The sequence below is a fragment of the Gammaproteobacteria bacterium genome, assembly GCA_013003425.1.
Classification (GTDB): domain Bacteria; phylum Pseudomonadota; class Gammaproteobacteria; order Steroidobacterales; family JABDKV01; genus JABDJB01.
Genome location: JABDJB010000027.1, coordinates 1 through 12,344 on the forward strand (window position 1 = coordinate 1; position 12,344 = coordinate 12,344).

Annotated in this window: 15 protein-coding genes; 10 read left to right on the forward strand and 5 right to left on the reverse strand. The window is 57.2% G+C overall.

What is annotated here, in order from left to right:
• A complete protein-coding gene (locus tag HKN06_04485; GenBank protein ID NNF60572.1) occupies positions 1-498 on the reverse strand; it encodes a hypothetical protein in 498 nt (165 codons plus the stop codon).
• 62 nt (positions 499-560) lie between these two features.
• Between HKN06_04485 and HKN06_04490 the strand changes: the two genes are divergently transcribed.
• From HKN06_04490 to HKN06_04500, 3 genes are all read left to right on the forward strand, one after another.
• Positions 561-1,529 carry a serine/threonine protein kinase gene (locus HKN06_04490; GenBank protein NNF60573.1) on the forward strand — a complete coding sequence of 323 codons (969 nt, stop codon included), beginning with the start codon at positions 561-563 and terminating at the stop codon, positions 1,527-1,529.
• 101 nt (positions 1,530-1,630) lie between these two features.
• Positions 1,631-2,158: a sigma-70 family RNA polymerase sigma factor gene (locus tag HKN06_04495; GenBank protein ID NNF60574.1), complete on the forward strand. Its 528-nt coding sequence runs from the start codon at positions 1,631-1,633 to the stop codon at positions 2,156-2,158.
• A complete protein-coding gene (locus tag HKN06_04500; protein ID NNF60575.1) occupies positions 2,155-2,991 on the forward strand; it encodes a hypothetical protein in 837 nt (278 codons plus the stop codon). The genes HKN06_04495 and HKN06_04500 overlap by 4 nt, the downstream gene beginning before the upstream one ends.
• 103 nt (positions 2,992-3,094) lie before the next feature.
• Here HKN06_04500 and HKN06_04505 read toward each other — a convergent pair whose 3' ends face one another.
• Together HKN06_04505 and HKN06_04510 are read right to left on the reverse strand one after the other, a co-directional pair.
• A complete protein-coding gene (locus HKN06_04505; GenBank protein NNF60576.1) occupies positions 3,095-3,364 on the reverse strand; it encodes an RNA-binding protein in 270 nt (89 codons plus the stop codon).
• 187 nt (positions 3,365-3,551) lie between these two features.
• A complete protein-coding gene (locus tag HKN06_04510) occupies positions 3,552-3,920 on the reverse strand; it encodes a hypothetical protein (protein NNF60577.1) in 369 nt (122 codons plus the stop codon).
• 68 nt (positions 3,921-3,988) lie between these two features.
• Between HKN06_04510 and HKN06_04515 the strand changes: the two genes are divergently transcribed.
• The 4 genes from HKN06_04515 (at position 3,989) to HKN06_04530 (ending at position 7,102) form a co-directional block, all read left to right on the forward strand.
• The gene (locus HKN06_04515; protein ID NNF60578.1) at positions 3,989-5,194 is read left to right on the forward strand and encodes a phosphodiesterase; all 1,206 of its coding nucleotides are present in this window, start codon (positions 3,989-3,991) and stop codon (positions 5,192-5,194) included.
• 82 nt (positions 5,195-5,276) lie between these two features.
• Complete coding sequence (locus HKN06_04520) at positions 5,277-5,978, forward strand: hypothetical protein (protein NNF60579.1); 702 nt, start codon at positions 5,277-5,279, stop codon at positions 5,976-5,978.
• Positions 5,979-6,022: 44 nt separating this feature from the next.
• A complete protein-coding gene (locus tag HKN06_04525; protein NNF60580.1) occupies positions 6,023-6,490 on the forward strand; it encodes a hypothetical protein in 468 nt (155 codons plus the stop codon).
• A gap of 99 nt (positions 6,491-6,589) precedes the next feature.
• Entirely contained in the window at positions 6,590-7,102 is a 513-nt protein-coding gene (locus HKN06_04530; protein ID NNF60581.1) for a hypothetical protein, read from the forward strand.
• A 169-nt stretch (positions 7,103-7,271) separates the two neighbouring features.
• Here the strand turns inward: HKN06_04530 and HKN06_04535 are convergent, their stop codons facing one another.
• A complete protein-coding gene (locus HKN06_04535; GenBank protein NNF60582.1) occupies positions 7,272-7,916 on the reverse strand; it encodes an FHA domain-containing protein in 645 nt (214 codons plus the stop codon).
• A 304-nt stretch (positions 7,917-8,220) separates the two neighbouring features.
• Positions 8,221-9,015: a hypothetical protein gene (locus HKN06_04540; GenBank protein ID NNF60583.1), complete on the reverse strand. Its 795-nt coding sequence runs from the start codon at positions 9,013-9,015 to the stop codon at positions 8,221-8,223.
• A 477-nt stretch (positions 9,016-9,492) separates the two neighbouring features.
• Between HKN06_04540 and HKN06_04545 the strand changes: the two genes are divergently transcribed.
• Genes HKN06_04545 through HKN06_04555 form a run of 3 tightly spaced genes read left to right on the forward strand, consistent with a single transcriptional unit; the run spans position 9,493 to position 12,060 of the window.
• Positions 9,493-10,689: a PDZ domain-containing protein gene (locus HKN06_04545; GenBank protein ID NNF60584.1), complete on the forward strand. Its 1,197-nt coding sequence runs from the start codon at positions 9,493-9,495 to the stop codon at positions 10,687-10,689.
• 13 nt (positions 10,690-10,702) lie between these two features.
• The gene (locus HKN06_04550; protein ID NNF60585.1) at positions 10,703-11,248 is read left to right on the forward strand and encodes a PadR family transcriptional regulator; all 546 of its coding nucleotides are present in this window, start codon (positions 10,703-10,705) and stop codon (positions 11,246-11,248) included.
• On the forward strand, positions 11,245-12,060 hold the full coding sequence (locus HKN06_04555; protein NNF60586.1) for a hypothetical protein: 816 nt from the start codon (positions 11,245-11,247) through the stop codon (positions 12,058-12,060). The genes HKN06_04550 and HKN06_04555 overlap by 4 nt, the downstream gene beginning before the upstream one ends.
• Positions 12,061-12,344: the final 284 nt, after the last annotated feature.

Sequence of the window (12,344 nt, forward strand, 5' to 3'; positions counted from 1 at the left end):
CTAGTCAGCGACCACGGCCAGGTCACGCACCCATTGCAGAAAGTCGCCGTTGGCGACTGATTTGCTCAGCGGGTGGTCATCATCCACTTCAATGAGCCGCACCGACTGCGCCTGTCCGCTGGCCGCAAGGTGACGGCTGTCCTGCGGGTCGATGACGGTATCGAGGGTGCCGTGGACTATCCATACGGGGACGCCAACCGGCAGTGACGCCGGCAAGCCGTAGCGCAGACCGGCTTGCGCCAGCAACAGGGTCCGGCCCGACCACAGGCCACGTTGCAGCAGCGCCAGGGCAACGGCACCACCGAATGAGGACCCGATGAGAAGATCGGGTGGCCGCGCCGCCAGCTGGTCTGCCTGTAGCCGCACGGAGGCCTCGAAATCACCCGTATCCATAGCCGGTGTAATGGCATCAAACTCCTGCTGCAGCAGCTGCGACTTGATGCCGAAAGGGCTGCCCTCAAGGCCGTGGATAAACTGCACTTTCAAGTTTGCCGGCATACGTCGACTCCTGTATCGACTGCAGCGTACCATTGCCCGATGAATTGCGCCGGCCTCTACCCATGACAGACGAACGCCCGTTTTCGGGTCTGACACCCGACGTAGTGCTTGATGCCATCGAGCAGGCGGGCTTCGAATGCGACGGGCGCACGCTGGCACTCAACAGCTACGAGAACCGGGTGTATCAGATCGGGCTGGAGGATGGCAGCTGGGTGGTGGCAAAGTTTTACCGGCCCGGCCGATGGCCTGACGCCGCTATTGACGAAGAACACGCGTTTTCCATTCAGTTGCAGGAGCACGAAATACCGGTCGTCGCTCCCATGGTGTGCGCGGGCCACACGCTGCTCGAACACGATGGTTTTCGCTATGCGGTGTTCCCGCGACAGGGTGGGCGCTGGCCGGAACTGGCAACGCAGGAAGACCGGGAAATGATGGGCCGCTTTCTGGGCAGGTTGCACGCCGTTGGTGCCAGCGGCGCATTCGAACATCGTCCGTATGTGGATATAGAACGGCTGGGGCATGAACCGCGCGAGTTTTTACTGGACAGCGACTGGATTCCGTCACACATCACCGAAAGCTACGCTGCCATATCTGATCAACTCATTGCAGCTGTGGAACAGGTTTTTGATCAGGTCGGCACCTGTCGCGAATTGCGCATACACGGTGATTGCCACCTCGGCAATACCTTGTGGACAGACAGCGGACCGCATTTTGTCGACCTCGATGATTGCCTGACCGGCCCGGCGGTACAGGACCTGTGGATGCTGCTGTCCGGGGACGAGAATGAAATGCGCGGGCAGATCGAAGACCTGCTGCAGGGATACGAAGACTTTTATGATTTTGACGCGCGCGAATTGCGCCTCATAGAGCCGTTGCGGGCACTGCGTATGCTGCACTACACCGCCTGGGTGGCGCGGCGCTGGCAGGACCCGGCATTTCCCATTGCCTTTCCATGGCTGGCAGAAAATCGCTACTGGGAAGAACACGTGCTCAACCTCAAGGAACAGTTTGCCGCCGTCCAGGCGGCCTGAAACCAACGCCGCCGGAACGCCAAATCCGAGGACTGGTTCAAGTCATTGTCCCGGCAACCCCCGTAAAATCAGCCATTAACGTTAAATCGGGCCATCGATACGTGGACGACAAAGAGCTGGTCAACCGGGTACTCCGCCAGGACCGCGCAGCGGCCGAGGCACTGGTGCATGAGCATGCCGGTCTGATCTATACGCTGTTCACCCGCGAGTCGGAAGATCCCGATGCTGTCGAGCAACGCTTCGAGCAGTTCTTTGAGCTGCTGGCGAAAAACGACTATCAATTATTGCGCATGTGGGATGGTCGCTCGACCCTGCGCACCTACCTGACGGCACTGGCATTGAAAATGACGCTGGAAGTGCGAAGTCGCGGCGGCGAGCAAAACGATCTCGCAGATAAACTGCTGAAGCCTTTGCGCGATGCGCTGCACCAGGCCATGAACGCTGTGTCCGAGCAGGACCGGCGAATCATCCAGCTGCGCCGCTTCGACGGTCTCGGTTTTCGCGACATCGGCATGCGCACTGGCATGAAGCCGAGCGCAGTCGGTGTGATGCTGCACCGGGCCGAAAAAAGACTGCGTGACCAGGTGTCGATGACCTTTCCTGCACTGTTCCGGGATTTCGTGCAGTGAAACCGGCGCTGGCTCACCAGATTCCGCGTGTTCATCTCGACCCTGAGGTTGTCGCCAGCTATGTCGACGGCCGCGAAGTGGAAGTTGCAGCGCTGGATCACCTTGCCAGCTGCGAACTTTGCCGCACCCGCGCCGGCGACGCTCGCCTGCTGCGCGCGCTGCTGGGCGTCAGGCATGACGACAGCCCGACCACAAGCGTACCGCTGGATGCCGCAACGATCGCCGGCTATCACGACCAGGGACTGCCGCGTGACCAGATGGCTGCCGTCGACCGGCGCCTGCTGGCCGACGATGAAGTACTGCTCGAACTGATCGAGCTGCGGATTGGCCTGCATTCCGGGCTGCGTGCCAGTACACCCCAGAGCAACCTCGTTGCACGCGTGGCTGCCGGTTTCGGTCAGAGTGCATCGCGGCAATCGCTGCGCATTGCTTCGCTGGGTACACTGATCGTGGACTGGCAATCAGAGTTGCCGGCGTTTCACTTTCATCCGGCGACGCCGGAAAACGTAGCCAGCCTCAAAAACCAGACCGATACCGGCGTCAATGATTCCGGCAGTTATCCAGCGCCGGTCGCGCGACGCCAGGTTGATCTGCACGCGGGCCGGCACACGTTGAGAGTACGGATTGCCCCAGGTAACAAGCTGGAGTTATTTGTCTTTGACGAGCAGAATTTCCGCCCTGCCAACGGCATCAGCGTTGAGCTGGAACCGGAACAAGGTGTGGGCCGGCAGACAGTTACCCGCAGTACGGGCATCGTGGCTTTTGAGCTGGCAAAGGGTGCGGCACGAGTTCTTATCGATGCCGGCGACCGCTGGGTACTGGAGCTACGCTAGAACAACATTTTTTCCAGCGACACGGACGACCCCGCCGGACGGCGGGTAAGGCAGGGAAGTTGAAGCCAGGGGTCGCCACCCGAGTGGCAACCCCTGCTGGGTCTTACCAGCGCTGCTGGCGCGGCCGCTGTTCGCGAGGACGAGCCTCGCTGATTCTCAGAGTGCGGCCATCCACATCCTGCCCGTTGAGGCCTTCAATCGCGCTTTGGGCATCGCCATCGGGCATCTGGACGAAACCGAAACCACGGGAACGACCCGTATCGCGATCACGAATTACGGTCACATCTTCGACCGCTCCGAAGGGCGTGAACATTTCACGCAATTTATCTTCATCAACTGAAAAGGGCAGGTTGCCTGCGTAAATCTTGCTCATTTTCTCCACTCACTAACTAAACAAATTCCGGTACTGCCACTGCATTCGTGCACGCGGTTACGCACCGATCGACTTGCGTCGGTTTTCACTCTGAGATACGGGAAAAAAACAACCAGAATCGCCGGAAGAAAATCTGAAGCCAAGCCAACGGTGGCTATCCTAACTGTGCCGGCACGCTGAGGCAACATTAATCGGTTTTTTTCCGGAACAGTGATTCCAGCTCTGATTGCGGGTCTGTCTCCTGCTCCGCGTTCTCGTCGCCAAAAAGTGTTTTCAGTTGCGACTCCGCTTCCGCCTGGCCTGTGGATAATTCTACGTAGGCGTTTGCAGCGGGACGGAAATAGTCGCAGAAATTGGCCTGCTCCTTGTCGCGCACTTCTTCGGCAACCGGTTCGCGGCAGGATTTGGCGACGCCGGTGTCGTAGAACTCACATAGCTTGCATACGTGCAGTTCGGCGTTACACGCCCGACACACTTCCAGCCGCCGCAGCGGAAGGGTCAGTTCCGCCAGCGACTCGCCGCAATTCCAGCAGACCAGTTCTTCGCTCTCAGCCATCGGCAGGCATCCTGAATCAAATTACATCAATAATGTCTCACATCTTATGCGGTCTGAACTATGCTTCGATGATGCCTTCCGTACCCGACTCTGAGCCGGCCGTGCTGCCGGCCGGGATGCTCCGGCCCGATTATGACGGCGCCGGCCTGGTCAATCTCATGGCCACGATTGCCGCTGCGCGCGGCGCAAATGAATCCATATATCCACCGCTCAAACTGCTGGAAAACGAGCAGCCCGAACGGTTTCGCAACATCCTGCTGATTGTCATCGACGGGTTGGGCTACGAGTTCCTGCAGCAGTTCCCGCAAAGCGCCATAGCGCAACATACGCGCGGCGCGCTGACCTCAGTTTTTCCGACAACGACCGCGGCGGCGATAACAACTTTTCTAACCGGGCTGGCGCCCGCACAGCATGGGCTCACCGGCTGGCACATCTGGCTGCAGGAAATCGGCACGCTGGCCGCGGTGCTGCCATTTCGCAGCCGCGGTGGCCACGAATCGCTGACGCAGCGGGGACTCGACCCGGCCGCGGTACTCGATCCGCAACCACTTAACGCCCGGCTCGCGGTCGACAGCCACGTTATCAGTCCGGCGCGTATCGCATTTTCGCCGTTCAATAATGCGTTCAGCCGCGGCGCGAACATCCATGCCTACGACAATCTCGGACAGTTTTACGCAACGATAGTGGATGTGGTCAAAGCCGACAGCGCAGACAAGTACATCTATGCTTACTGGCCGGACCTCGACCATGTCGGCCATCAGGAAGGCATCGGCACCGCCGCGGCGATGCAGCATTTCCTCGACATCGACGCCGGATTCGCTGGACTGATCGAGCAACTCGAAAACAGCGACACGCTGGTGTTGCTCACGGCAGACCATGGCGTTATTGACACTACGGAACAATCACGCGTCAAGTTCGAGCAACATCGGCCGCTGACTGCCATGCTCGACGTTCCGCTGTGCGGCGAGCCGCGCGCGGCATACTGCTACGTACACCCCGGCGAACACACCGCTTTTGAAAACTACATCTCAGCTGAACTGGGTGACATCGTTACTGCAATTCCGAGCCAGCGACTGGTCGATACCGGCCTGTTTGGCCCCGGCGAGCTGCACAGCCAGCTGCGCGCGCGCGTGGGCGACTTTACCCTGCTGATGAAAGAGCCGTACATTGTCACCGACGTGCTGCCGGGCGAATCGCCCAACACGCTGGTCGGCGTACATGGCGGGCTCAGCGCCGCCGAGCTGTATGTCCCGCTTGCCGTTGTTGCAACCTGACACAACCCCAATGGCCAGACTGGCCGGGCTGCGCAAACGCTTGAGACTCCGGTAGCATCTGCGCTTCTTTGGGAAAGAATCAATGAAGAAAAAGACCGCTGTTTTCCTGGGACTGGCAGTACTGGCAGTCGGTGCTGTGGCCCTGGTGTACAACCACTTCATGGACCGGGGCCGGCTGACGACGACACCGGAATACACTGACCTGGCACGAACGGTGGCAGGTAATGAGCTGATATCCACTTTTGATCCTGCTGCCACCCTGCACTTTGCGCCAGAGTACCGTTACCTGGGTGGGCAGAAATTCATTCTTTATGGCGTAGCCGACACCGAGCAGTATCTGTTTGTCGAAACTATGCCGGACGATCGTCTGCAAAGCGTTTACTGGGTGCAGTTCGAAGCCTACCTGCCCGATAAACCCTATAAATATGATTACGACGATTCACCACTGCGGGTGCAGCTGGGCGACTACGAATTCCATACTGACACCGCACCGGTACAGGTTGACCCGAACCGTAAACGTCGCCGTGGCACCGATGGCGCGATGTTCCGGCAGTTGCTTGGCAGCAATGGTTACACGCTGCCCGACAACTTCTCCTATTCACGCATGGTGTACCTGACTGACGAATCACGGCAGAAGGAACTGATGATCATCTTTATCGATGATCTCGCGCCGCTCGGCCTGACCGGCTCGGAACTGAAACCGGACGGGGCCCGGGCACAGCGCTGGCCGGAGATTGAACAGCGGCACCTCGACAAAGTACGTCGCACGCTTGAAGTGCGGTGATGCGGGAAGGACTGTAGCAGCGAAACCAGGTGAGGGGTTTTGTCATGAATGAACGTGAAATTGAATTGCGGCTGTCACGACTCGAATGGCGCAGCCGCGCGTGGTCGCTTGTTGCCGTGGCCAGCCTCGCCGCGCTGGTCGCGGCCTGCTCAACGCTGGCAGCGCAGGGCCAGGTCGTACGCGCCAGTGAACTGCAGATCATCGACCCCGACGGCAACGTGATGCTGCAGCTGGGAGCACACGACGGTGGCTACGGCGTGGTGGTAAACGACACACAGGGCAATGCAAGAGCGACACTGGGACACAACGAGGAAGGCACGGCGCTGTATCTGAAAGATACCGCCGGAGACTCCCGTGTAGGCGCGGCGCATTTCGCTCATGGCGGCAGCGGTTTCGCACTGCATGGACCAAAGCTGCGCGGCGCGGCCGTGCTTTTTTACCGAAAGAACGGCACCCTCTCGTTTTACGATGCGGAAGGCAATGTAGAGGCGCGCTTCCCACAGCGCGACTAGAAAATCGACAAGGGGTCAAGTCTTCCCATTTCCCATCGTTCTCATTGAAGATGGGAAATGGGAAGACTTGACCCCTTGTCGTCGATATCATCGGGCTGCGTGAAAAAACTGATTTATATATTACTGCCCGCGGTACTGCTTAGCGTCGCCTGTCGCCCCGACATTTACGTACGCGACGGCGTAACCGATGGCGACAGCTTTTATCTCGCCCCGCAGGCCTACAACGATAACGACCCGGTGCTGCAGAGCTGGGTGACCTACAGCCTGTTACGCAGCGCCTGTCAGCTGGAAACCGGAAGTGAAAATCCCGCCCGGGTAAGCACCTACAACTGCGAACTCAAGGCGCGCCAGCATCTGCTCGAGGCCTGGCAGGGAAAGCCACATAGCGAGGATGAATACCTGGATACGCTCCTGGACGTGCGCCACGCAGGTTTTCTTGAAGAGTACACCGTGTACTATTTTGGCAAACAAGTCTGGCAGGTACCGGACACAGTCGATATGGATGCATTCGACAACTGGCGCCGGGTTCACCTGAAACGACACCGGCCCGAGACACGCCTGATCGGCTCCTGGGGTTACGCCGGTGCATTAGGCGAAGGCGTCGGTCACTAACGTCAACGGACGGCGCCGAAAATTGCGTTGGGTCGGGGTCAGGTAAAGACGAGGAATCAGGCAAAAAGATGTCGTTGGAAAGGGCGCCGGCATTTTTGGTCTGCGAAGATCGTTCCACCGGTCCGCCGCCGCAAGAAAGGCCAGGAATCGCCCGGCTCATAACGGATTTTTAGTCAGGCATAAGGACGATGCACGAGGGTTCATCGTCGGCGATCTGTTCTTCGATCTCTGGCGAGTCGGGTGACTCAAAAGACTCAATGGCAGCGCTTTCCGGTTCAGCAGCCGGTTCGGCAAAAACCTCGGGCTCTTCGTCGTCGATGCCGCAGTGCTCGCCCGTTGCCAACGTTTCCGGCAACCCGGCACTGCTGCCACAAAGCGGGCAGCTGTCCGGTTTTTCGGCCACGCCGGCGCGAGCCCAGAGAGCAAGCAGCGTGGCAATCTCATTGCCCAACGCGACGTTTACACGCGTCTCATATTGTTCCAGCTGAAAATGCAGCCGGTATTGCCCAATAGAGATGCGATCTCCCGGACGTAACGTGCGTCGTTCACACGATATCTTGTTGACGAAAGTGCCGTTTCGACTGTCGAGATCCTCGACCACCACTTCGCCATCAATCACCAGGATTTGTGCATGTTCGCGGCTGACACCGGTACTGTCGCTGAGCACAATGTCGCAGTTGGAAGATCGGCCCAACCGCAGCCGCGGCCTGTTCAGCCGGTACCGTGTGAGGGTTTTTTTGTCGAGTTCGAGCAGCAGAACGGGTTGACTGTCCGACTGATCGCCCGATTCAATATTGTCCGCAGGTTCGTCCATATTTCGTGGCTGTTTATGACAAAGCCTCTCGCAGAGTAATCAAACGGGGGTCTGTTTTCTGTTAACTCAGTCACGCCCGGGTCCTCGCGCGACTCGCTAAACCCTTGATTTCAGGTTGGCCAGGGGTGGGCGGAACAAAGCCGGCAAAAGATTTTGAATAACGGGATTCGAGTTTGCCCGATTCTCTTGTTCAAGTGCAGATGGTTTTGACCAATCCGGCTTTCCACCCCGGTGCCTGATTACGCTTCCTTCCTTGTAGACAAAAGCGACCGAAGATAACCCTGGACCCGGTCTCCGGTACCTGCTAGCCCGGCGCCGGCTTCAACATACCGGCGAGCTTTGGTGGAAGAGCCCGGTGCATCTCGCGATCGATTCGCCCATCAAGGTAATCCAGCGGCACGTTCTTTCCGTTTTCGGAACAATAGTCGACTACCTCCTGCACGACTTGCTGTATTGCCTGGACATCTTCGTCGCCACGACGCTTCATACCGCCAAAATATTCAACCATAAAGCTATAACGGGAATCGGTAACGAACGGCAATAGCTGCCGCCAAAGCTCATACAAATCGCCCGGATGAAGAAGCTTCGCGACAAAGGCGCGATGGACACGCCTGAACCAGAACAACGCCTCGTGCAGGACGCTACTGCTGATGAGATCCCGGTCGGCTGTGAACACTACCAAACGATCCCCTGTATCCCAGTCATACTCTATATTCTGCGGGGGAAGCCATCTGATCTCACGCGTCAGGGCTACGGTGAAATTGTAGGTAACACTGGATTTAAAGCCCTCCTTGTTTGGCAACCAGACACAGCGAGTCGACGCGATTTTCTGGTATCCGTCTTCGAGCTCATGCAGCAGCCGTTGCCTTTCGATCTCTTTGGTAATTTGCGCCGACTTTGTCTGATGCCGGTTGACCAGGATGTAAGCAATCAACCCAACCAACAGCGCACCGAGAACCGAGAGCAGGATATTGCTCAGGAACAACGCCAGCTCCACAGCAATCTGGGAGATTTCCTCTGGTGGCAGGCTGTCGTAGCGTTCGCTCGTAATAATTTCTCTTATAATGGACTCAATTTGCTGTTGCAGCCATTTGTTCATGTCCTACTGCCCTCCGAATCATGCAGGCATAAGCATAGACAACGAGACAGACAAATGGGGCACGAAAGCATTTCCGCGGTAACCTGGAGAATCGGGAAACGGGGTTGGAGCGCAAGATATTGGGTGGGTCGCCGAAGTCCATTGATCGCGGCGCACAGGCCGCAGACATTCCCGTATTCACACTGCCCGATGAGCGCCCGGCTACCGGCGCAGACACCCAAAGGAAGGATTGACGCTCGGCTTTCCAGGCGGTTGCCGATGGCAATGTAAGTGTGAAACGGCTAGCGGCGCTCTGTTCACATACGGCCGGTCGCCTTACAGCGAGAATAACCGGGGTGATTTGCTGGCGACCGCGGCTTCCGGTTCTATGGCCTGGAAAATGCGGACTATGGGCTCCTTTTTTCGGCACTGAAGCTCTGAAACCTTGAAATTCAGAGGTGAATTTCATATAGTCCGAATCGGACTATATGGAAAAAAATGAATAATGATCGGCTGAAGCGGTTCCTGCCGGGCGTATTGGTTGCTCTGTCTGTTGCTGGCTGTGTGAAGGTCGCCCCGGGACCAGCACAGGTGCGTGTCGGCGAGCATTTGTACTACGCAGGCAACAGCGTTCGGCTCAGCACGAACCTCGACGGGCAACACGCTTTTGTTTCCAGTCATGTTGGTTCCGAAGGCCCTTTCAATTTCATAGTCGACACCGGAGCCGGGGTCAATGTGATCGACCGTGAAATTGCCGAAGGGGCGGGAATGCAGAAGATCGGCGAAAAAGAAGTTCTTTCCGGTGGAGTGGAGCCGGTTACAGCCGACATCGTCGTCATTCCGAGCGTCACAATTGATGGTCTCACCATAAAAGACGCCGAGTTTCTGATCATGGAGCTCAATGCCATGTCACTCGGCCAGCTTCAGGGTGTCGTCGGAATGGACTTGTTTCGCGAAACACTGATCACTTTTGATCCTGCTAATGACCGCATCGTAATTTCGCACGATGAACTAACGGCGGACCATGCAGGTGTGATCGCTTACAACCCGGATGCTCAGTCCGGATTTCAATTCCAGATTGATGTGGTGGGTCAGCCGGTAATGATGCATCTGGATACCGGTGCGCCGTCCACCTTCACCTTCCCACTGGCTATGAGCGCGACCATACCGCTGCAAGACGGGATGCAGCAGGGACCGGCAGCACAACTGGTCGGCGGCCAGCGTTCAATTCAGCTCGCTACGGTCGATGGTGTGATAAAACTCGGCGACATCAGCTTCGAAAATCCGGCCGTCGCGTTTATCGATCCGTCGACGCCGCATGGCAACATCGGCAATGCCGTGCTGGGGGATCTGGTGCTGAGTATCGATCAGCGTAATGGTTTGTTGTCGCTACGCAAGTCAGAAACTACCAAAGTCACCCACGTTGTCGAAGCTGAAAACACTGGCAAACCACGACGGCTGGGAATGCAGCTCCGGTCATTGCCTGCAGGCACACCACCGACGGTCACGATGGTAGAGGCAGGGTCATTGAGTGCACGTGCCGGCTTGCAAGCTGGCGATGCACTGATTTCTGTTAATGGTCAGTCAATGCAGGGGCTCAGTTTCAAAGAGCTGGGGTCTTTGTTCAGGAGTGCGATACCGTTGCGTTTTGAAGCGGAGCGTAACGACAAGCCATTTATTGTCGAAATCCGCTGACCGAGCCTGGATTATGCGAAAACTCAGTGAACTCGAGGGCGTTGCACTTGGCATTATTCTCAAAAGCCAACCCTGCACCGCGTATTCGTTACGTATGGAGCTAAAGGCGTCACCATCTTCTCACTGGCGGGCCTCGGCCGGAGCAATCTATCCATTACTGGCGCGACTGGAAGAAGAAGGCTTCATAGAGTCGACTGCTGACAGCACCGATGGCCGTGGGCGCAGGCCGCTGTCGATAACACGGAATGGCAAGAAGGTGCTCAAGGCCTGGATCAAGGAAATAGAAAAGCCCGAGTTGTTAGCGTCGATATTTGACCCCTTGAGAAGCCGCGTGTTTCTACTCGGCGCGCTCGCACCCAGGGAGCGAATAGCACTTGCCGAGAGTGTGCTGGAGTCCCTGGGACTTCACCTGCAGACAAGTCGGGACTACTTGCAGCAACACCCGGCATCGGATGATTTTTTTGAACATCTGGGTGCGATGGGGGGCGTCATGAACGCAGAAAGCAGGATCGAATTTTTGCAGACAGTGTTGACGCAGATTCGCACACAACAAACGTGAAGCAATCGCTCGCCGGAGGATTCAGGATGCGATTTATAGCTATGTTACTCGTAATGCTGGCTGGCTGCGCAAACACCAGCACGGCAATCCAGCCTCTTGAATTGGGGGATGGTCAAATTGATGGCCGAAAGATCGCAGAATACGAACTGCAATGGCAGCAATGCGCGTTTGCCGAGGGCAACTGGGTAGACGGAGGCATGCTGACCGAACAGGTTGCTGTTATAGGCGACCAGACTTTGCGGCTACGTCATATCGTCAAACGACCGAGTGGCCCGACAACCGTTGCGACGACCTATTTCGAGCGCGATACCTTTGGTCCACGACGAATGGAAGTTATCGCGATAATGCCGGACGCGTCCCGGAAACTACTTGCGGTGCAGGAACTAAACGCGGACGGCTATCAGGGCTGGAGTGCGCTGGCAGGTGCACGGGAGAGCGTGCAGGGGAAGATCAACTCGAAGATGTTGCCTGGCGCCGTAATGGGTCTGCCACTCGCCACATTGGGATATCAGGAATCACCGTTGGAATTTTCGGCGTCGATGATGAGCTTTGATGCGACCTACCGGGTGATTGTCAGTTGGGTGGGTCGGGAAACACTCGAGTACAACGATCAAAAAGTTGAGGCCTTGCTTGTGGATGCCGAATGGCATCATCAAGAGTCAGGGGATATTTATCCTCCGGGGCCTGACGCCAGTGGCGGTCGCTACTGGCTGGTGCCGAAGCCACCGGAAGGCTTTCCGTATGTACCGCGTTACCAGACAGATACCTATGCGGTTGAATTCGTGCCGGGTGTCTGCCCGCAAACGAAGTGAATACGGGATAGAAACCGGCCAAGTTTGAATACGCCGGCACATGTTGCCGGATTCAGTCGCCCTGAGCTCGTAATCAGCCGGTTCGAAGAAGGTAGGTTGTCGGTCGACGCCACGCTGAATGACGTGTTGCGGTATCCCTGGCAGCAAGTAGCGTGCGGGCGCGGCAATGATCGGATGCAATGAAGCTTGGCCCATTAAAAGATCTTGGGGGGGCTACCGCCAGCTGAAAAATCAGCCTTTTAGAGTCAATTGTTGCAAAGAATCTCGGTCTGACCCCAATTACC